Source organism: Enterobacter sp. ODB01, assembly GCF_001623605.1.
Classification (GTDB): Bacteria; Pseudomonadota; Gammaproteobacteria; order Enterobacterales; family Enterobacteriaceae; genus Enterobacter; species Enterobacter kobei.
The window spans coordinates 2,355,354-2,374,424 of record NZ_CP015227.1; the positions used below are offsets into that span (position 1 = coordinate 2,355,354).

The 19,071-nt window shown below is 57.0% G+C and carries 17 protein-coding genes; 13 read left to right on the top strand and 4 right to left on the bottom strand.

Annotated features, from left to right (window positions below; translation table 11 throughout):
- Window positions 1–6: 6 nt before the first annotated feature.
- The 13 genes from gspE (at window position 7) to A4308_RS11300 (ending at window position 13,574) form a co-directional block, all read left to right on the top strand.
- Window positions 7–1,485 carry a type II secretion system ATPase GspE gene (gspE, locus tag A4308_RS11240; protein WP_014883172.1) on the top strand — a complete coding sequence of 493 codons (1,479 nt, stop codon included), beginning with the start codon at window positions 7–9 and terminating at the stop codon, window positions 1,483–1,485.
- On the top strand, window positions 1,485–2,693 hold the full coding sequence (gspF, locus tag A4308_RS11245; protein ID WP_014883173.1) for a type II secretion system inner membrane protein GspF: 1,209 nt from the start codon (window positions 1,485–1,487) through the stop codon (window positions 2,691–2,693). The genes gspE and gspF overlap by 1 nt, the downstream gene beginning before the upstream one ends.
- Before the next feature lie 3 nt (window positions 2,694–2,696).
- Window positions 2,697–3,146, top strand: coding sequence for a type II secretion system major pseudopilin GspG (gspG, locus tag A4308_RS11250; RefSeq protein WP_014883174.1), 450 nt, complete (start codon window positions 2,697–2,699; stop codon window positions 3,144–3,146).
- Window positions 3,146–3,631: a type II secretion system minor pseudopilin GspH gene (gene gspH, locus A4308_RS11255; protein WP_014883175.1), complete on the top strand. Its 486-nt coding sequence runs from the start codon at window positions 3,146–3,148 to the stop codon at window positions 3,629–3,631. The genes gspG and gspH overlap by 1 nt, the downstream gene beginning before the upstream one ends.
- Window positions 3,624–4,004, top strand: a complete 381-nt coding sequence (gene gspI, locus A4308_RS11260) for a type II secretion system minor pseudopilin GspI (protein ID WP_023332514.1) — start codon at window positions 3,624–3,626, stop codon at window positions 4,002–4,004. Before gspH ends, gspI begins: the two co-directional genes overlap by 8 nt.
- Window positions 4,001–4,672 carry a type II secretion system protein GspJ gene (locus tag A4308_RS11265; RefSeq protein ID WP_045281075.1) on the top strand — a complete coding sequence of 224 codons (672 nt, stop codon included), beginning with the start codon at window positions 4,001–4,003 and terminating at the stop codon, window positions 4,670–4,672. Before gspI ends, A4308_RS11265 begins: the two co-directional genes overlap by 4 nt.
- Window positions 4,669–5,679, top strand: a complete 1,011-nt coding sequence (gene gspK, locus A4308_RS11270; RefSeq protein WP_045281074.1) for a type II secretion system minor pseudopilin GspK — start codon at window positions 4,669–4,671, stop codon at window positions 5,677–5,679. Before A4308_RS11265 ends, gspK begins: the two co-directional genes overlap by 4 nt.
- 15 nt (window positions 5,680–5,694) lie before the next feature.
- Window positions 5,695–6,828: a type II secretion system protein GspL gene (gene gspL / locus A4308_RS11275; RefSeq protein ID WP_045281073.1), complete on the top strand. Its 1,134-nt coding sequence runs from the start codon at window positions 5,695–5,697 to the stop codon at window positions 6,826–6,828.
- The gene (gene gspM / locus A4308_RS11280) at window positions 6,825–7,310 is read left to right on the top strand and encodes a type II secretion system protein GspM (RefSeq protein WP_045281072.1); all 486 of its coding nucleotides are present in this window, start codon (window positions 6,825–6,827) and stop codon (window positions 7,308–7,310) included. The genes gspL and gspM overlap by 4 nt, the downstream gene beginning before the upstream one ends.
- A complete protein-coding gene (locus A4308_RS11285) occupies window positions 7,307–8,104 on the top strand; it encodes a prepilin peptidase (RefSeq protein WP_045281071.1) in 798 nt (265 codons plus the stop codon). The genes gspM and A4308_RS11285 overlap by 4 nt, the downstream gene beginning before the upstream one ends.
- Window positions 8,105–8,358: 254 nt before the next feature.
- Window positions 8,359–11,073: a glycosyl hydrolase family 18 protein gene (locus A4308_RS11290; RefSeq protein ID WP_045268545.1), complete on the top strand. Its 2,715-nt coding sequence runs from the start codon at window positions 8,359–8,361 to the stop codon at window positions 11,071–11,073.
- A gap of 103 nt (window positions 11,074–11,176) precedes the next feature.
- Window positions 11,177–11,617 carry a type III secretion system invasion protein IagB gene (gene iagB, locus A4308_RS11295; RefSeq protein ID WP_014883183.1) on the top strand — a complete coding sequence of 147 codons (441 nt, stop codon included), beginning with the start codon at window positions 11,177–11,179 and terminating at the stop codon, window positions 11,615–11,617.
- Between the two features lie 133 nt (window positions 11,618–11,750).
- Complete coding sequence (locus A4308_RS11300) at window positions 11,751–13,574, top strand: glycoside hydrolase family 19 protein (protein ID WP_023336996.1); 1,824 nt, start codon at window positions 11,751–11,753, stop codon at window positions 13,572–13,574.
- A 104-nt stretch (window positions 13,575–13,678) separates the two neighbouring features.
- On the opposite strand, the gene A4308_RS11305 is transcribed toward A4308_RS11300, so the two are convergent.
- The 4 genes from A4308_RS11305 to poxB all read right to left on the bottom strand — a co-directional run bounded on the left by A4308_RS11305 (window position 13,679) and on the right by poxB (window position 18,990).
- A complete protein-coding gene (locus A4308_RS11305) occupies window positions 13,679–14,692 on the bottom strand; it encodes an NAD-dependent epimerase/dehydratase family protein (protein WP_045281069.1) in 1,014 nt (337 codons plus the stop codon).
- A gap of 89 nt (window positions 14,693–14,781) precedes the next feature.
- Window positions 14,782–16,221, bottom strand: coding sequence for an SDR family oxidoreductase (locus tag A4308_RS11310; RefSeq protein ID WP_045281068.1), 1,440 nt, complete (start codon window positions 16,219–16,221; stop codon window positions 14,782–14,784).
- A 10-nt stretch (window positions 16,222–16,231) separates the two neighbouring features.
- Complete coding sequence (gene ltaE / locus A4308_RS11315; RefSeq protein WP_045268543.1) at window positions 16,232–17,233, bottom strand: low-specificity L-threonine aldolase; 1,002 nt, start codon at window positions 17,231–17,233, stop codon at window positions 16,232–16,234.
- A 38-nt stretch (window positions 17,234–17,271) separates the two neighbouring features.
- On the bottom strand, window positions 17,272–18,990 hold the full coding sequence (gene poxB, locus A4308_RS11320) for a ubiquinone-dependent pyruvate dehydrogenase (protein ID WP_023332523.1): 1,719 nt from the start codon (window positions 18,988–18,990) through the stop codon (window positions 17,272–17,274).
- Window positions 18,991–19,071: the final 81 nt, after the last annotated feature.

The window sequence follows — 19,071 nt, forward strand, 5'->3', positions numbered from 1 at the left end:
GGCAACGTGGACGAACTGAGTAAAACCCTGTGTAGCAGCAGCTATGCAAAAGATAACGGCGTTTTATTTTACAACAATGACGTCTTTATCCGTGAAGACACCCCGGCATTTGCGCTGCTGGAAGTGCGCCGGGTGCTGGGACGCACGTTCGTCCCGGTGACTCTGACGCCAGAGGCCTTTGACGAGCTGCTGGCGAAAATCTGGCAGCAGAGCAGCGGCGTCTCTCAGCAGCTGGTGGACGATATGGACGCGGATATCGATCTGATGGCGTTAACTGAGGAGATCCCGGACAACGAGGATTTGCTCGACAACGACGAAAACTCGCCGGTGATCCGCCTGATCAACGCCATTCTTGGCGAGGCGGTCAAAGATGGCGCGTCGGATATTCATATCGAAACCTTTGAGCGCACGCTGAGCATTCGTTTTCGCGTCGACGGCGTGCTGCGCCCGGTGCTCCAGCCAGCGCGCAAGCTCGCGCCGCTGCTGGTGTCGCGCATCAAGGTGATGTCAAAACTCGACATCGCCGAGAAGCGTTTGCCGCAGGATGGACGTATCTCCCTGCGCATCGGCCGTAAGGCAATCGACGTGCGTGTATCGACCATTCCTTCGCAGTACGGCGAGCGTGTGGTGATGCGTCTGCTCGATAAAAGCAATCTGAAGCCCGACATCAACAAGCTTGGCCTGATTGATGAAGAGCTGGAAAAGTTGAAAGGGCTGATTGACCGCCCGCACGGCATCATCCTGGTCACCGGGCCGACTGGCTCCGGTAAAAGTACCACCCTGTACGCCATTCTTTCGGCGCTGAACGGTCACGAACGCAACATTCTGACCGTAGAAGACCCGATTGAATACGAACTGGAAGGGGTGGGGCAGACGCAGGTTAACCCGCGCGTGGACATGACCTTTGCCCGCGGACTGCGCGCCATTCTGCGTCAGGATCCGGACGTGGTGATGATCGGGGAAATTCGTGACGGTGAAACCGCGCAAATTGCGGTGCAGGCGTCGCTCACCGGTCACCTGGTCATGTCTACGCTGCACACCAACAGCGCCGCGGGGGCGATCACCCGTCTGCGGGATATGGGGCTGGAATCCTTTTTAATTGGTTCATCGTTGCTCGGTGTCATTGCCCAGCGTCTGGTGCGTCGGCTGTGTACGCACTGCCGGACCACCAGTCCGCTGGACGCCAATGAGAAAGCGCTGTTCAGCTTTATGGACACACCGCCAAAAGCCATCTACCGCGCGGTGGGCTGTGAACACTGCCGCCAGAGCGGCTACCAGGGGCGCGCCGGTATTCATGAGTTTCTGGTGGTGGACAGCACCATGCGCCGCGCCATTCATGAAGATAAAGACGAAATGTCCATTGAAACGCAGCTCTTTAAGCAGGCCTACAGCCTGCGTGAGAACGGCCTGCTGAAGGTCATTAGCGGCGTGACATCTCTCGAAGAGGTGATGCGCGTTACCGCCGAGCGTGGAGGAGATGCGTAATGGCCTTCTACGCCTGGACGGCAACGGATGCAGCGGGGAAAACCCAGCGCGGCACGCTGCAGGCTGAGGGGCAAAAGCAGGTTCGCCAGATGTTGCGCGAGCAAAAGCTGATGCCCGTCAGCATCAACGAAACCCGTGAGGCTGCGTCTGCCGGAAAAGCGAAAACCGGCGCAAAGCTCTCTACGCCGGTGCTGTCGATGTTTACCCGCCAGCTTTCCACGCTGGTCAACGCGGCGCTGCCGCTGGAGAGCGCGCTCAAAGCGATTTCCAAACAGACGGAAGACAAAAAGCTGGCGGCGATGGTGGTTGAAATTCGCGAGAAGGTGGTGGAAGGGCACACGCTGTTTGACGCCTTCAGCCAGTTTCCGCGCACCTTCGACAAACTCTACTGCACGCTGGTGATGGCCGGTGAAAAGACCGGTCACCTGGGCGACGTGCTGGAAAAGCTGGCCGAATACAACGAGCAGCGTCAGAAGATGAAAAGCAAGCTGACGCAGGCGATGGTCTACCCGATTACCCTGACGGTAGTGGCCATTGCGGTCATCAGCATTCTGCTGGTCGCGGTGGTGCCGCAGGTGATCGAACAGTTCACCCACATGAAGCAGCAACTGCCGATCACCACCCGCACGCTGATTGCAGTGAGTGATTTCCTGCAGGCTTACGGGATTTATATCGCGGGCGGCATCGGCGGGGGGATTGTCGGTTTCAAAGCCTGGGTCAGAAACGTCAAAAACCGCTTTCGCTGGCACAGCTGGCTGGTGAACGGTTCGCCGATCAAAAAACTGGTGTGCGCCATCAACAGCGCCCGCTATATCCGAACTCTGAGTATTCTGCAGGCCAGTAGCGTGCCGCTGCTGGAGGGGATGTATATCGCGATGGACGGTATCGAAAACCTCTACGCCCGGCAGGTGCTGGAGCAGGCGGCGGATACCGTCCGCCAGGGGGCATCGCTGTATGCCGCACTGGAGCAGGCGAGACTCTTCCCGCCGACCATGCTGTATATGATTGCCTCCGGGGAAGAGAGCGGCGAATTAGGTAATTTAATGGACCGCGCGGCGGAAAACCAGGAATCGGGATTACAGCATCGCATTACGTTAACGCTGTCGGTATTTGAACCGGCGCTGGTGGTATCCATGGCAACGATTGTTTTATTCATCGTGCTGTCAATATTACAACCGCTTCTGCAACTTAATAATATGGTAGGTTAAATCATGGCTTTAAAACGTAAAAACCTGGCTCGCCAGGCGGGCTTCACATTGCTCGAATTAATGGTGGTCATTGTTATTCTCGGCGTACTGGCGAGTATGGTGGTGCCCAATTTAATGGGTAATAAAGAAAAAGCGGATGCCCAAAAGGCGACCAGCGATATTGTCGCGCTCGAAGGTTCGCTGGATATGTATAAGCTGGATAACCACCGTTATCCGACAACCGAACAGGGCCTGCAGGCGCTGGTGACCAAGCCGGAAATCGCGCCAATCCCGAACGGCTACCGCGCGGATGGCTATATTCGCCGTCTGCCGCAGGACCCATGGGGTAATGATTATCTCCTCGTAAGCCCGGGTGAGCACGGTGCGGTTGACGTCTTCTCGTCTGGCCCGGACGGTGAAGCCAATACCGCCGATGATATTACGAACTGGTCTCTGGATAAGAAAGAGAAATAATGAAAAATCAACGCGGCTTTACGTTGCTGGAAATTATTCTGGCGCTGGTGATATTTGCCAGCTGCGCCATGATGGTGGTTTCAACAATACCTTCGCGCAGCGGTGCGGATATATTTGGCCAGCAATTAAAAGCCCTCGTTGATTATGGTTCAGACCGTGCGGTGATGGACGGAAATATCGTCGGGCTGGTGATCACCACGGATAACTATCAGCTGGTGACGCTCGAAGATAAAGAGGGCGAGCGTCGCTGGGTACCGTTATCCGCGGGCCGTATCACCACCAAAGGTGATTTCCCGGAGGAGATGCACGTATCGCTCTCGCCGCAGCGCCTGGCCGCGACGCTGACGTCCGATCCGCAGGTGCTTTTTTTGCCGGACGGCGAAATCAGCCGCTTCACGCTGACGCTGCAAAGCTATGACAAAGAGCACCATTTCCGCGTGGTGTCGCAAGGCGCGGCGCCCGTATCGGTAGAAAACGATGGCTAACGGTAAGAAAAAGCAAACGGGGATGACGCTGCTGGAGGTCATGGTGGCGCTGGTCATCTTCTCCACCGCCGCGCTGGCGCTGATGAACTCGGTGTCTCTGAACGTGCGTTTCACCCACGGCCTTGCCGATACGCTGCAGGCCAGCTGGGTGGCGGAAAACCAGCTGGCGGAAGTGCAACTGACTAAAAGCGACTTTCCCGATGCCGAAGAACGGGGAAGCGAAACCATGGGCGGGCGCGGCTGGACGTGGCGTAAACAGCGCATCAAAACGGCGGACAACCGCTGGGCAAACGCCATCAGCGTTTATGCGGAAGGTGACGACAGCCAGCCCGTGATATCGCTGCAGATTGTGCCGCCGGGAGAGATCAAGTGAACAAAGCCCGACGCCAGCGCGGATTTACCCTGCTGGAGATCATGATTGCGCTGACCATTTTTGCGGTGATCAGCACCCTGGCCTGGCAGATTCTGGACGGCGCGATGCGCACCAGTTCGGCAACCGACGCCAGCGCGGCGAAGCTCAATCAGCTTCAGCGCGCCTGGAGCCTGATGGAGCGCGATTTTTACCAGCTTCAGGCGCGCGCGCCGCGCAACGAGCCGGACCTGTTCCGTCAGGTCTATGATGCGCTGGAACTGACCACGCTCAACGGCGTGAGCGGTACGGTGCAACTCGAACGCGTGCGCTGGCGGCTGGAAGAGGGGCGTCTTTACCGCGATGTCTGGCCGGTCATTGACAGCCCGGCGGACGTTAAACCGGACGAAGTGCCGATCGTCAGCGAGGTGAAATCCCTGGCGTGGCGTTTTTACCGTCAGGGCTGGCAGAAAAGCTGGAGCGACCCGGCGCATCTGCCGGACGGGGTTGAGCTGACGCTGACGATGGAAAACGGTGATACCTGGCGCTGGGTCTTCACGACCCCGGGCGATCTGCCTGCGGTGGCTGCACCGGCACCTGCCACCGGGTCAGAAGCCGCGTCTGCCGCCGCGCCAGAGGCAGGGACTGCGCCGCAACCCGCGCCACAACCTGCTCCGGAGGCGAAACCATGAGTGCCTTACGCAAACAGAAAGGGGGGGCGCTGCTGGTGGTGTTGATCCTGCTGGTGATGATGTCGGCCCTGGCCGCCAAAATCAGCCAGCAGTTCTGTCGCAACCTGCAGAAAACGCATTACCAGGTCAGCCAGCAGCAGCTGCGCTGGGCGATGCAGGCCCAGGAAAAAGTGGTCAAAGACCGTCTGCAGAGTGACGCCAGCGGCGAGAGCAACGCGCTGTCACCGGAAGGGGACTGGCAGCAGCCGCTGGAAACGCAGGGGGAAGATTACACGGTGGTAAGCCAGGTCGAAGATGCCCAGGACTGCTTCAACGTTAATAACCTGCTGGCAGCAGAAAAGCCTGCCCAGGGGCAAGCGCAGACTGCCGTGCCGGAAAAGCCGCGCAACGAGCGAATTGTTGAGCAGATCCTGACGCAGAGCGGGCTAAGCCAGTCCACGGCGGAAGAAGTTTACCTCCAGCTGGTGGACTACCTCGATGGCGACACGACGACGGCCAAAGAAGGCGCCGAGAGTGATGCCTGGGCAGGCGTCGTGCCTGCCCGTCAGCCGGCTAACCAGATGATGCGCACCATTGCGGAGATCAAACTGCTGCCTGCGTTCCCGGCGGCGGCATATCCGAAGGTAAGCAAACTGCTGTGCGCGTTACCGGACACCGCCAGCAAGGTGGATGTGAATACCCTGAAACCGGAGCAGGCCGCCTTACTGGCCGCCCTGTTCCCGGAGAAATTAACTGAAGATGACGCCCTTCGCCTGATTGAATCGCGTCCTGAAAGCGGCTGGGAAAATATGGAGACCTTCAGCAAAGCGCTGGAGCAAACCTTCCCGCAGCTGAAAGATGACCTTCCGCAGGTGGCAGAGCTTCTCTCAATAAATAGCCGGTATTTCCGCGTTAACTACACCGGCAATACCGATGAATTAACGCTTCGTGTGGTAAGCCAGCTTCAGGTTAATAACGAAGCCGGTGAGATCGTGACGTGGCAGCGTCGTTACCGAATGATTGAATAAGAAAAGTAGATCGCTATGAAACAGGTACTTTTTGTTCGTCCCGACAGCTTCGAGGGCGGGAAAATAATGTGGTGTGTCTCCGGCACTCAGCAGGTGGAAACCGTGGCTAGCCTGGAGGCACTGGCGGATCATCCGCTGGCGACGCGCGTATGTCTGCTGTTGCCGGCCAGCAGCAAGATCTTCCGCCATTTTACGTTGCCGAAAAAGGTCGCTTCTCTGGCGACGGCGTTCTCGTGGATGGCCGAAGAGACGCTGATTGGTGACGTGGACACGCTTCACTGGACCGTGCTTAGCAAAAAGGGCGCAGAGGTCGACGCGGTGGCGATCGATGCCGACAGTCTTCAGGCGTGGTTAACCCGCTGTCAGGAGGCGGGTCTGACGGTGGTGCAGGCGCTACCGGATGCCTGGCTGCTGCCCGTGACGGCGGGCGGCAGCACGCTGGTTGCCGAAGGTGAAACCTGGTGGCTGCGGTTATCTCCGCACGTCGCGGGTGAAATGGAGGCCAACCTGCTGCCGCTGCTGATGCAGAAAGCCGGAGAGGGTGAGGTCTGCTGCTACGGTGATGCACCTGCCGGTGTGGATGTCGATGTTGTGCTGCCCTGGCAGCATCCGCTGGTGCTGATTCAGCCCCAGTGGCAGGCCTGCCGCGTCACGCTTCTGCACGGGGCGTTCAGCGCCAAAGCCAGCAATGGCAAAGCCGCCAGACGGTTAAACGTGGCGATGGCCGCCGTAGGGTTGCTCTCCCTTAGCCTGCTGCTGGGGCCGCGCATTGCGATGGCCTGGATGCTGGTACAGCAGGAAAATCAGATCCAGCAGGAGATCCAGCAGGTCTACGAACACCATTTCCCGAGCATGCGTCACAAGACCAATATTAAGTACCACTTTGGTCAAAACATGAAGAAGCAGGGCAAGGGGATCTTTCTTCAGTTTGACGATCTGGAGAAAGCCCGACAGGCCGTTCCGGCAATGGAAATCGACCTGCTGGAATACGATGCGCGGCAGAATACGTTGACGCTGAGCGTCAGCGCACAAAACCAGACCGCATTACAGACGTTTGTGAACCAGGCCAGTGAGAAATTTGATTTCACCCTGCAGCCCGTGTCCACGTCAGCACCTTATACCGCCATGATCGCAGGGAAATATAAATGAAACAGCGAATTGCGCAGCTTAAGTCTCGTTACCAGAATTACAGCGCCAGGGAAAAAGTCATTTTAAAAATATGTGCCGCCGCCCTGCTGGGGGCCGCGGTCTATTACGCCGGGGTTATGCCGCTGGATAATATGATTCAAAATAGTGCTTCGACCCTGGCCAGACAAAAAGAAACCCTGAACTGGATGCGCAGTGAAATAGATAAAAACCATTTGCAGGTTCAGGTAACCAAAACAAATAACCCGCGTGCGCTGGTGGAAAATAGCGCCCAGGAGATCCATCTTCCCCTGACGGATGTGCATCAGGATGGACAAACGTTATCGTTCGTGGTCAGCCGCGTGAACGTTTATGAATTAAAGAACTGGCTGCGGGAAATTAACCAGACCTCCGGCGTCAGGCTGCAGAAAATGAACCTTACGCCGGTGGATCATCTCAGCGACGTGAAGGCTGAAGTGCAACTCACGTGGGGTGAAACCGCATGAACAGCGTTGCGCTGATGCGGGACGTCTACCTGGTGGGGTTCGCGATCGCGAGCGCGGTGTTAGGCGGCATGGTGGGCAGTTTTCTCGGCGTTGTCGCCGAACGCGTGCCGGCCATGGTAAGGGAAGAGGAGGGATGCGGAAACCTGCTCTTTCCGTCCTCGCACTGCCCGGTGTGCCAGCACGCGCTGGCGGCCTGGGAGAATATTCCGCTGGTGAGCTGGCTGCTTCTGCGCGGGCGATGCAGCCAGTGCAAAACCGCTATCCCGCTGCGAATCTTTCTGGTTGAGCTGGTTTCCGCCCTGTTTTTTGGCCTGACGGCGTGGTGTATGCCCGACGTTCAGGCGCTGTTTTCTCTGTGGCTGCTGGCCGGCTTTTTACTCCCGCTGACGATGATTGACTGGCGGCATCAATTGCTCCCGGATTGCCTGACCCAGCCGCTGCTCTGGGCGGGACTGTTGCTTCATGCGTTCGATCACCAACTGCCGCTACGCGACGCGCTGCTCGGCGCGGTGGCGGGCTATATGTCTCTTTGGTTGCTGTACTGGGCGTTTCGTCTGGCTACCGGGCGGGAAGGACTGGGATACGGTGATTTCAAGCTGCTGGCGGCATTAGGTGCCTGGTGCGGCTGGCAGGCTCTGCCCTCAATTGAACTCGCGGCCGCGTTGAGCGGTATCGTTGGGTATTTTGCCTTAAATAATTTAAATAAAAATAACCTCACTATTTCTTTCGGACCTTATCTTTCTTTTGCTGGAATAGTTGTGTTTATTGGGCAGCAGTTTGCTTTCATATTTTAAATATACAGGTCAAGCTTTTTTATAAATTTTTTCGGCGGTGGAAGAGAAGGACGTCTCTTTGCGCTCAGTGTATCGTAAAGGATATAAGCTACACGGAATTTGGGCTTGTATCTTTTTATGGAGGAATACAAAGCAGCAAAACGTTTTTTTGTCTCGGTTGTCAGGTTAGTTAAATACGCATTACGCGAAACACGCCATGTTCTCAAGGAAGGCATGGGTATTAACGTTACGAATAAATTTATCAGGAAATAAAAATGAATTTTATGAAGCCTAAATATCTGGCGCTCTTTATTGCGGCGGCAACCAGCTCCGCATTCGCAGCGGCACCAGGCGCACCGTCCATTGGTTCCGGCAATGACAAATTTGCGCTGGTTGAAGTGGATCAGGCCGCTCAGGATTATAACAGTCTGGTTAAAGTCCATAATGACGGCGTAGATGTCAAAGTCGAGTGGAACGTCTGGAGCGGCGATGCGCCAACTTCAGCCAAAGTGCTGTTGGACGGTAAAACCGTGTGGACCGGTGCCGGCGGCGCGGCAGGTTCCGCAACGTTCAAAGTGAAAAAAGGCGGACGTTATCAGGAGCAGGTTGAAGTCTGTAACAACAGCGGCTGTACGAAAAGCGCCAGCAAGCTGATCATCGTTGCGGATACCGACGGTAGCCATCTGCTGCCGCTGAACACGACAATGCACGAGAACAACAAATCCTTCGCGCAGCATACCGATAAAGTGGTTGCGGCCTACTTCCCTGAGTGGGGCGTTTACGACCGTAACTTCCCGGTTGACAAAATTCCTGCTGCGAACCTCAACCACATTCTGTATGGCTTTATTCCAATCTGTGGCGGTGACGGCATCAACGACGGCCTGAAAACCGTAGAAGGCGGCAACAGCTACGGCGTGCTGCAGCGCGACTGCCAGGGACGTCCTGACTTTACCGTGGCGATCCACGATCCATGGGCTGCCCTGCAAAAACCGCAGGCTGGCGTGTCCAACTGGGACGACCCGTACAAAGGTAACTTTGGTCAGCTGATGGCGCTGAAAAAAGCGCATCCGGACCTGAAAGTACTGCCATCTATCGGTGGCTGGACCCTGTCCGATCCGTTCTTCCACATGGGCGATCCGGCTATCCGCGCACGCTTTGTCTCCTCTGTTAAAGATTTCCTGCAGACCTGGAAATTCTTCGACGGTGTGGATATCGACTGGGAATTCCCGGGCGGCGGCGGTGTGACCGAGACGAAAGGCAACCCGCAGCAGGATAAAGCGACCTATACGGCGCTGATGCACGATCTGCGCGCGATGCTGAACGAGCTGTCTGCCCAGACTGGCCGTACCTATGAGCTGACCAGCGCAATCGGTGCGGGTAAAGATAAGATTGAAGACGTGGACTACACCACTGCTCAGCAGTACCTCGACCACATCTTCCTGATGAGCTACGACTTCTACGGCGGCTGGAGCAACACCGAGCTGGGCCACCAGGCTGCGCTGCATGCGCCAGCATGGCGACCAGACACCAACTACACCACGGAAAACGGGGTTGATGCCCTGCTTCAGCAAGGCGTACAGCCTGGCAAGATCGTGGTCGGTGCGGGCATGTATGGCCGCGGCTGGACGGGTGTACACGGCTACACCGGTAACAATCCATTCACCGGTACCGCGACCGGTATGGTGAGAGGTACCTGGGAACCGGGCGTGGTTGACTATCGTCAGATCGTTAACGAGTACAAAGGCAAACCAGGCTGGGAATACGGCTACGACGCGGATGCAGAAGCGCCATACGTGTTCAACAAAACGACGGGTGACCTGATCACCTATGAAGACGCGCGTTCTACTGCTGCAAAAGGCAAATACGTGCTTCAGAAAAACCTGGGCGGTCTGTTCGCATGGTCCATTGACTCCGATACCGGCGACATCCTGAACGCCATGAACGAAAGCCTGCTGGGTGGCGGCTCTACGCCGGTTGATCCTGTTGTGACCAACCATGCGCCAATCGCCTCTTCTGCAGACCAGAACGTTTCTGGCCCGGCAACCGTTACGCTCGATGGTTCCGCGTCCAGCGATCCAGACGGCGATGCAATTACCTACAAATGGACTCAGGTTTCTGGCCCATCGGTCACCCTGACCAACAGCACCAAAGCGAAAGCGACCTTCAACGTCGCGGCTGCGACCAGCGATCAGACCATGGTGTTCCGCCTGACGGTTACCGACGCCAAAGGCCTGAGCAACGCGATTGACGTGCAGGTTGTTAACAAGGCGCCGAAGGCTAACCAGGCACCGGTTGTGAACCCAATGGAAGCGGTGACGCTGCAGGCGGGTGAAACCTATGTTGTGCATGCACAGGCTGCGGATCCAGACGGTGATAACCTGACCTATACCTGGAGCGTTCCGGCAGATATGCACGCGACCGGTACTGACACCGCGAACGTGACCATCACTGCGCCAGAAGTGGCTTCTACCTCTTCCTACACCCTGAGTGTGGTGGTAGGCGATGGTAAAACCAGCGTGCAGTCTAACGTCCAGGTAACGGTTAATCCGAAACCAGCCGACGTGACGCCGCCAGCTGATGACGTGACTCCGCCGTCTGACGAAGTTACACCACCTGCTGATGACGTGACTCCGCCATCTGACGAAGGCACTGCAACCGGCAGCTGCGACGCACCGGTTGACGCTAACGCCGGCAACTACGCCGCGTGGGATTCCAGCAAAATCTACAACACTGGCGATACCGTAAGCTTCGACCATCTGGTGTGGAAAGCGAAGTACTGGACTCAGGGCAACCAGCCTGGCTTCGGCGTGGACGCATGGGAACTTGCGAGCAACGTGAAGATGAACTGGCGTTCTGATCTGGTGTACAACGGCGGCGAAACCACTACTTACCAGGGCAACGTTTACCGTGCCAAATGGTGGACCCGTGGTGACAACCCAGCGAACAGCGATGTATGGGTCAAAGAAGGCCCAGCGACAGATTGCCAATAATCTGAGCTGATAAAGACTCCCCCCGTATAAGGGGGGAGTAAATCAAAAATGATTTTACAGGATGTTGTTAAGGAGAAATAAACGAAACGGTCAGCAGGTAAAAATGAAAAAGTTAATTTTTTTATTATTGATTATCAGCCAAAGCGCGCTGGCAAACTGTTGGGATAAAGCGGCACATTATTATCACGTCGATCCTTATTTACTGTACGCCATTGCCAATGTGGAGTCGGGAATGAACCCGTATGCGGTCGGCAGAAACCATGACGGTACGCGTGACGTGGGGTTGATGCAAATTAACAGCTCACATTTTTCGGCACTGGAGAGCAGGGGGATAGATGAATATCGGCTAATAACCGAACCCTGTACCTCGATTATGGTTGGCGCATCGATTTTATCCAGCATGATTAAAGTGTATGGCTATAACTGGGAGGCGGTCGGCGCCTATAACGCCGGATTAAAGAAAGAAAATTATCCGCAACGCATGATATACGCCCACAAAGTGTGGAAAAAATATCAGGAACTGAAAGCGACAGCAAACGAATGAGTTTTTTATTTTTGAAGAATTCCTGAGGGTGTTCTTCGAAAAGAGAAAACAGCTGTCTGCGGTTTATTTATTAACGGATTAATACATAAGCCTGGATTATTATTATTTAACTTAAATAAACAGGAATAGTGAAATGAACAAAAGGACGTTACTGAGTGTTCTCGTTGCCGGCGCATGCGTAGCACCGTTTATGGCGCAGGCTGCCTCGCTGCAAGCGACCACCAGTGAACCATACACCATGAACGCCAGCGATCTGGCGAAGAAAGAGAAAGAGCTGACCAGCTTCCCGCTGATGGATGCCGTAAAGGAAACCATTAAGACGCTGGACAACGCCCAAGTTGAACTGATTGAACCTGGTCGTGCGGCGAACCCGGAGAACGTGAAACGCGTGGAAGGGATCGTGAAAGCCAGCGACTGGGAATATCTCTTCCCGCTGCGCGCGCAGGCGTACACCTACAGCAACTTCCTGAAAGCGGTTGGTAAATTCCCGGCGCTGTGTAAGACCTACAATGACGGTCGCGACAGTGACGCTATCTGCCGTAAAGAGCTGGCAACCATGTTTGCCCACTTTGCTCAGGAAACGGGCGGTCACGAAAGCTGGCGTCCGGAAGCCGAATGGCGTCAGGCCCTGGTTCACGTGCGTGAGATGGGCTGGAGCGAAGGCCAGAAGGGCGGCTATAACGGCGAATGTAACCCGGACGTCTGGCAGGGTCAGACCTGGCCGTGCGGTAAAGATAAAGACGGCGACTTCCTGAGCTACTTCGGTCGCGGTGCGAAGCAGTTGTCCTACAACTACAACTACGGCCCGTTCTCTGAAGCGATGTACGGCGACGTGCGTACGCTGCTCGACAAACCTGAACTGGTGGCGGATACCTGGCTGAACCTGGCGAGTGCGATCTTCTTCTTCGCCTATCCACAGCCGCCTAAACCAAGCATGCTGCAGGTTATCGACGGTACATGGCAGCCGAACGATCACGATAAAGCCAACGGTCTGGTCCCTGGCTTCGGCGTGACCACCCAGATCATCAACGGTGGCGTTGAGTGCGGTGGTCCAACTGAAATTGCACAGTCTGAAAACCGTATCAAGTACTACAAAGAGTTCGCGAACTACCTGAAGGTCCCTGTTCCGGCGAACGAAGTGCTGGGCTGCGCGAACATGAAGCAGTTCGACGAAGGCGGTGCTGGCGCGCTGAAGATTTACTGGGAGCAGGACTGGGGATGGAGCGCGGATACGCCAAGCGGCGAAACCTACTCTTGCCAGCTCGTTGGTTACCAGACGCCGTTCAGCGCGTTCAAAGAGGGTGATTACAGCAAGTGCGTGCAGAAGTTCTTTAACGTGAACATCGTTAACGACGACGGTTCCGTTACGCCGGATGAAACCCCGGTAACGCCAACGCCTACGCCGTCAGAAGACGAAACGCCGGCGCCAGCGCCAGTTCCGGATGAAACCCCGGCTGAACCTGCTGTGGTGAATCACGCGCCGGTGGCGCATATCGCGGGTCCAATCGGCGCCGTTGAGGCGGGTGCACATGTCTCTCTGAGCGCGGAAGGTTCTACCGATGCAGACGGCAACGCGCTGACCTACACCTGGCGTTCCCAGGACGGTCAGACCGTAACCGGTCAGGATAAAGCGGTTGTCACCTTTACTGCTCCAGAGTCTGCAACGGCTCAGCAGATTGAAATCAGCCTGACCGTGAGCGACGGTGAGTTGAGCAGCACGACCTCTTATCTGCTGAACGTGAAAGCCAAAGCAGCACCGTCTCAGGACGAAGGCACGTCTGGCGATTACGCGGCGTGGAGCGCGAACAGCAAGTACAAGGCAGGCGATATCGTGAACAACCACGGTAAACTGTTCCAGTGCAAACCGTTCCCGTACAGCGGCTGGTGTAACAACGCCCCGGCATACTATGAACCAGGCGCTGGCCTGGCATGGTCTGATGCCTGGACCGCTCTGTAATAGCAAACGGCAACCGAAAGGTTGCCGTTTTAGTTTTTGCACCCTCTCCAGCGGTACGGTGCAGTTGTAGGCCCGGTAAGGCGAAGCCGCCACCGGGCAACAGGCTAGCGGTGCAGTTTCCCATGATCCCGTAACCACGCCGCCGTGCGCACAATCCCTTCATCTAGCGTCACCACCGGCCGATACCCCAGTTCGTTCTCTGCGCGTGAAATATCCAGCGTGAAATCAAAGTTGAGTTTTGAGACGCCGTAATGCGTCAGCGCAGGTTCTTTGGCCGCTTTACTGCCAAATCGCTCCATGCTGCGGGCAATCATGTCAAGCATGGGGTAGGGGACAGAACGGATGCGGCAGTCGATCTGCAGTTCATCAATCAGCCGCTGCACAATGCTGCGTAGCGTACAGGGTTCGCCGTTGGTGATGTTATAGGCGCGGCCAGAGATCAGCTTATCGCAGTCCGGCTGGCTGGCCAGCCACATGGCGTGGACGGCGTTTTCGTAATAGGTCATATCCACCAGCGCATCGCCACCGCGCGGCAGCAGCACGCTGCCGTAGTGATGCATCATCTGCGCCAGGCGCGGAATAAACACTTTGTCGTGCGGTCCGAACAGGCTCTGCGGACGCAGTACCGTAAAGCGGGTGTGCGGGTTCGACTGCGCCAGCAGGTCGATCACCTCTTCACTGGCCGCCTTGCTGCGCGCAAATTCACAGGCAAAGCGTGCCGGACGGAAATCTTCCTGCACATCGCGATGGTGGTGATAGTCGAAATAGAGCGACGGGGAGGAGATATGAATAAAGTTACGTACCCCCCAGGCAACGGCCCATTCGCCCAGACGGCGGGTGGCCCGCACGTTGGCGAGATCGAAGGCTTCCTGGGTCCCCCACGGAGAGGTAAAACTGGAGCAGTGCCACAGCGTATCGATTCCGGCGAGCATCACCTTCGCCTGCGAGGAGACCAGCTCCGTCAGGTTGGCATGGACGAACTCTGCGCCCATTTTTTGCAGCAGTTTTCCCATCGCCTCGTTGCGACCGGTAGCCCTGACGCTAATGCCCTTGTTGCGCAGAAATTCGACCGCATTTCGGCCTAAGCCGCTGGTCGCCCCGGTAACCAGTACCTTCATATCAATCCACTGTGTTGAAAAAGAATTTCGTGCGCATTCTTTCGTGAATTACGGCGCTATGCAATGGGAAAGGTGAAAGAAAAAGCGTTTTAATGAGTTATTTTCGTTTTTTGTTCTGCCAGTTGCGCAATTCGTTTCGCCATTCCCCGGAAGATAAAAAGATGGGCGGGGATCATGAACAGCCAGTAAAAAAGGCCCGGCATCCCGTGCGGGTGCCACCAGGCGCGGACGTCCAGTTCCCGGCGATCGCCTTTATCCTTGAGGGTGAAGCAGAGTCGCCCCAGCCCCGGCGCTTTCATACCGAACAACAACGCCAGCTGCTTTTCCGGCTCGACGATGATCACTTTCCAGCTGTCCACCGCGTCGCCCACCTCAAGATACGGGCGCGCCGGTCGACCTTTCGCCAGCCTGTGCCCCACCAGCAGATCCATTGTCCCCCGCGTTTGCCAGAGGAGATTGCCGAAGAAATAACGTTCTTTGCCGCCAATTTGGTTCACCACTTCCCACAGCGCCTCAAGGCTGGCAGAGGTTTTTACCGTGCAGCCCGCCTGTTTAGGGTAATAACCGTACTCCGGCCGCCAGCGGGCAAAGGCCTGCGCGTCATAACCCCAGTCGCTGGAGTTCACCAGCTGCTCTTCTTCTTTCAGCGTATTGCGTACCGCGTCGTCAAAACGGATCAGATCCTGAGGGATTAAGGCGCGCAGCTCGCGATCGTCCGCCAGCAGATCGTGTTTCAGCCCCTGAATCAGCGCTTTGGCGGTGGTCGGCGGCACGGAGGTGATCACATTTAAAAACCAGACTGAGATCCAGCGGGTCGGGAAAGGGATGGGGATCAGCCAGCGGCGGCGTCCGCTGACGCGCATGAAATGTTCGAACTGCTGCTGATAGCTCAGCACTTCAGGGCCTGCTGCTTCAAGCACCCGGTGTTGCTCCGCCGGGTGATCGAGCAATGCCACCAGATAGTGGAGCAAGTTCGCCAGCGCAATCGGCGTGGTGCGCGAGCGGACCCAGCGCGGCGGCGTCAGTACCGGCAGGTTGTAGACCATATCGCGCATCACTTCAAAAGCGGCTGAGCCCGCGCCGACGATGATCCCTGCGCGCAGTTCGGTGACGGGGATATTCGCCCCGCGGAGGGTGTCCGCCGTCAGCTGGCGGGCGCGCAGGTGATCTGACTGCTCGCTCTCAGGCGCCTGGAGCGAACTTAAAAAAATCACCTGCTTCACCGGCGTTTGCAGCAGGGCATCGCGGACGTTCAACGCCACCTGTCGCTCGTGGGCGATAAAATCGCCGCCTTCGCCCATGCTGTGGACCAGGTAGTAAAGCGTGTCGACCTCTTCCAGCAGCGCGGGAAGCGCCTTCGGCCAGTTGAGGTCAACGTTGTGGCAGGTGACGCCCGGCAACGCCAGCTTTTGCAGGCGGTCGGTGTTGCGTGCCGCTGCCAGCACCTGATGTCCCCGCTGGCTCAATGCCGTGGTGAGATGCTGACCGATATACCCGCTGGCGCCCAGCACCAGAATGCGTTGCGGCACGTGAGGCTCCTTAGCGCTGTAAAAACGCCTGCCAGTGTTTCACCACCTCTGCCAGCTGTTCGCGGTTCACGTCGAGGTGCATGACCAGACGCACCACTGGAGAGGCGTTGATCAGCACGCCGCGCGCTTTCATAAATTCGCCCAGCGCAGCGGCATGTTCGTCGCCCACGCGAATGAACAGCATGTTGGTGTCGTGGCGCATCACGTCCGCACCGATCTCGCGCAGCTGTGTGGCCATCCATGCGGCGTTATCGTGATCGTCTTTCAGGCGCGCCACGTTATTTTTGAGAGCATACAGACCCGCTGCCGCCAGAATACCGGCCTGGCGCATGCCGCCGCCGGTCATCTTACGCCAGCGGTTGGCGCGCTTGATGTAATCCGCATTGCCGACCAGCAGGGAACCCACCGGCGTACCCAGCCCTTTGGAGAGGCAAATGGTGAACGAGTCGCAATATTGCGTAATCTCTTTCAGCTCGCAGCCGTACGCCACTACGGCGTTAAAAATGCGCGCACCGTCAACGTGCAGGCCGAGCTTGCGCTCGCGGGTGAAGTCCCATGCCGCTTTCAGGTACTCGCGCGGCAGCACTTTACCGTTGTGGGTATTTTCCAGACTGAGCAGTTTCGTGCGGGCGAAATGAATATCGTCGGCTTTGATTTTTGCCGCGACCTTATCGAGCGGGAGTGTACCGTCCGGCGCGGCGTCAATCGGCTGCGGCTGGATGCTGCCAAGCACCGCCGCACCGCCGGCTTCGTAGAGATAGTTATGCGCTCCCTGGCCGACAATATACTCTTCGCCGCGCTCGCAGTGGCTGAGCAGCGCCACGAGGTTCGCCTGCGTGCCGGTCGGCAGGAACAGCGCGGCCTCCTTGCCACTCAGCTCTGCCGCATAGCGCTGTAACGCGTTGACCGTCGGGTCATCGCCGTAGACGTCGTCCCCGACCGGGGCGGCCATCATCTCTTCGAGCATGGCACGGCTCGGGCGGGTAACGGTATCACTACGCAAATCAATCATTTCACATCCCTTTATTTTAAGAGGTCACGTGAAATGTTTTACCTGAGCCAGTTGGTTTTTGCCAGTTCGATCACTTCATCACCTCGGCCGCTGATGATGGCGCGCAGCATATAGAGGCTAAAACCTTTCGCCTGTTCCAGCTTGATTTGCGGTGGAATAGCCAGCTCTTCTTTGGCGACTACCACATCCACCAGCACCGGACCGTCGATAGAAAAGGCGCGCTGCAGGGCTTCATCCACGTCAGACGCTTTTTCCACGCGAATACCGGTGATGCCGCACGCCTCGGCAATGCGCGCGAAGTTGGTGTCATGCAGTTCGGTACCGTCCGTCAGATAACCACCGGCCTTCATCTCCATCGCCACAAAGCCCAGTACGCTGTTGTTGAAGACCACGATTTTGAGCGGCAGCTTCATCTGTACCACGGAGAGGAAATCCCCCATGAGCATGCTAAACCCGCCGTCGCCGCACATGGCCACCACCTGACGTTCCGGTGCCGTCGCTTTTGCGCCCAGCGCCTGCGGCATGGCGTTGGCCATCGAGCCGTGGTTGAACGAACCCAGCAGGCGGCGTTTGCCGTTCATCTTCAGGTAGCGTGCTGCCCAGACGGTTGGCGTGCCGACGTCGCAGGTAAAAATGGCGTCGTCGTCAGCGAAATGGCTGATCTGCTGTGCCAGGTACTGCGGGTGGATGGCTTTGTCGCTCGGTTTGGCGAGATCGTCCAGCCCCTTACGGGCATCGCGGTAGTCACTGAGGGCTTTATCAAGAAACGCGCGATCCGTTTTCTCCTCGAGCAGCGGCAGCAGGGCGGCCAGGGTGGATTTGATATCGCCTACCAGCGCCATATCCACCTTGCTGTGCGCGCCGATGCTGGCCGGATTGATATCGATCTGAATGATTTTGGCATCCGTCGGGTAAAACGCGCGGTAAGGGAACTGGGTACCGAGTAAAATCAGCGTGTCGGCGTTCATCATGGTGTGGAACCCGCTGGAGAAACCGATCAGCCCGGTCATTCCCACATCGTAGGGGTTGTCGTACTCGACGTGCTCTTTGCCGCGCAGGGCGTGAACAATGGGGGCTTTTAGCTTACCCGCGAATTCAAGTAGCTCCTTGTGCGCGCCCGCGCAGCCGCTACCGCACATCAGGGCAATATTGCTGGAGTAACGCAGCAGCTGCGCCAGCTTTTTCAGCTCTTCTTCCGCAGGCGTCACCACAGGCTGCGGGGCGTGATACCAGTGGGTGCTGGCCCCTTCTGGTGCGGACTTGAGGGCCACATCACCCGGGATAACGACCACCGACACGCCGCGGTTCAGCACCGCCTTGCGCATGGCGATAGCCAGAACCTGCGGGATCTGCTCCGGGGATGAAACCAGTTCGCAATAGTGGCTGCATTCACGGAACAGCTCCTGCGGATGCGTCTCCTGAAAATAGCCGCTACCGATTTCGGAAGAGGGGATATGGGCGGCAATCGCCAGCACCGGCACGTGGTTACGGTGGCAGTCAAACAGACCGTTGATCAGATGCAGGTTACCTGGCCCGCACGAGCCTGCACACACGGCCAGTTCACCGGTGAGCTGCGCTTCGGCTCCCGCGGCAAATGCGGCGACCTCTTCATGGCGGGTCGGCATCCATTCAATGGTTTTCATTTTGTTAAGGCTGTCGCTCAGTCCGTTCAGGGAATCGCCGGTTACGCCCCAGATACGTTTCACGCCAGCCTGTTCCAGGGTTTTCGCTATATATGCAGCCACGGTTTGTTTCATGGGTGTCCTTCTCCTTTTTGTGATATCGCTTACAAGCTTAGAAGAAAGTCGCTGTATTGCCTGCTCAATACCCCTCAATTA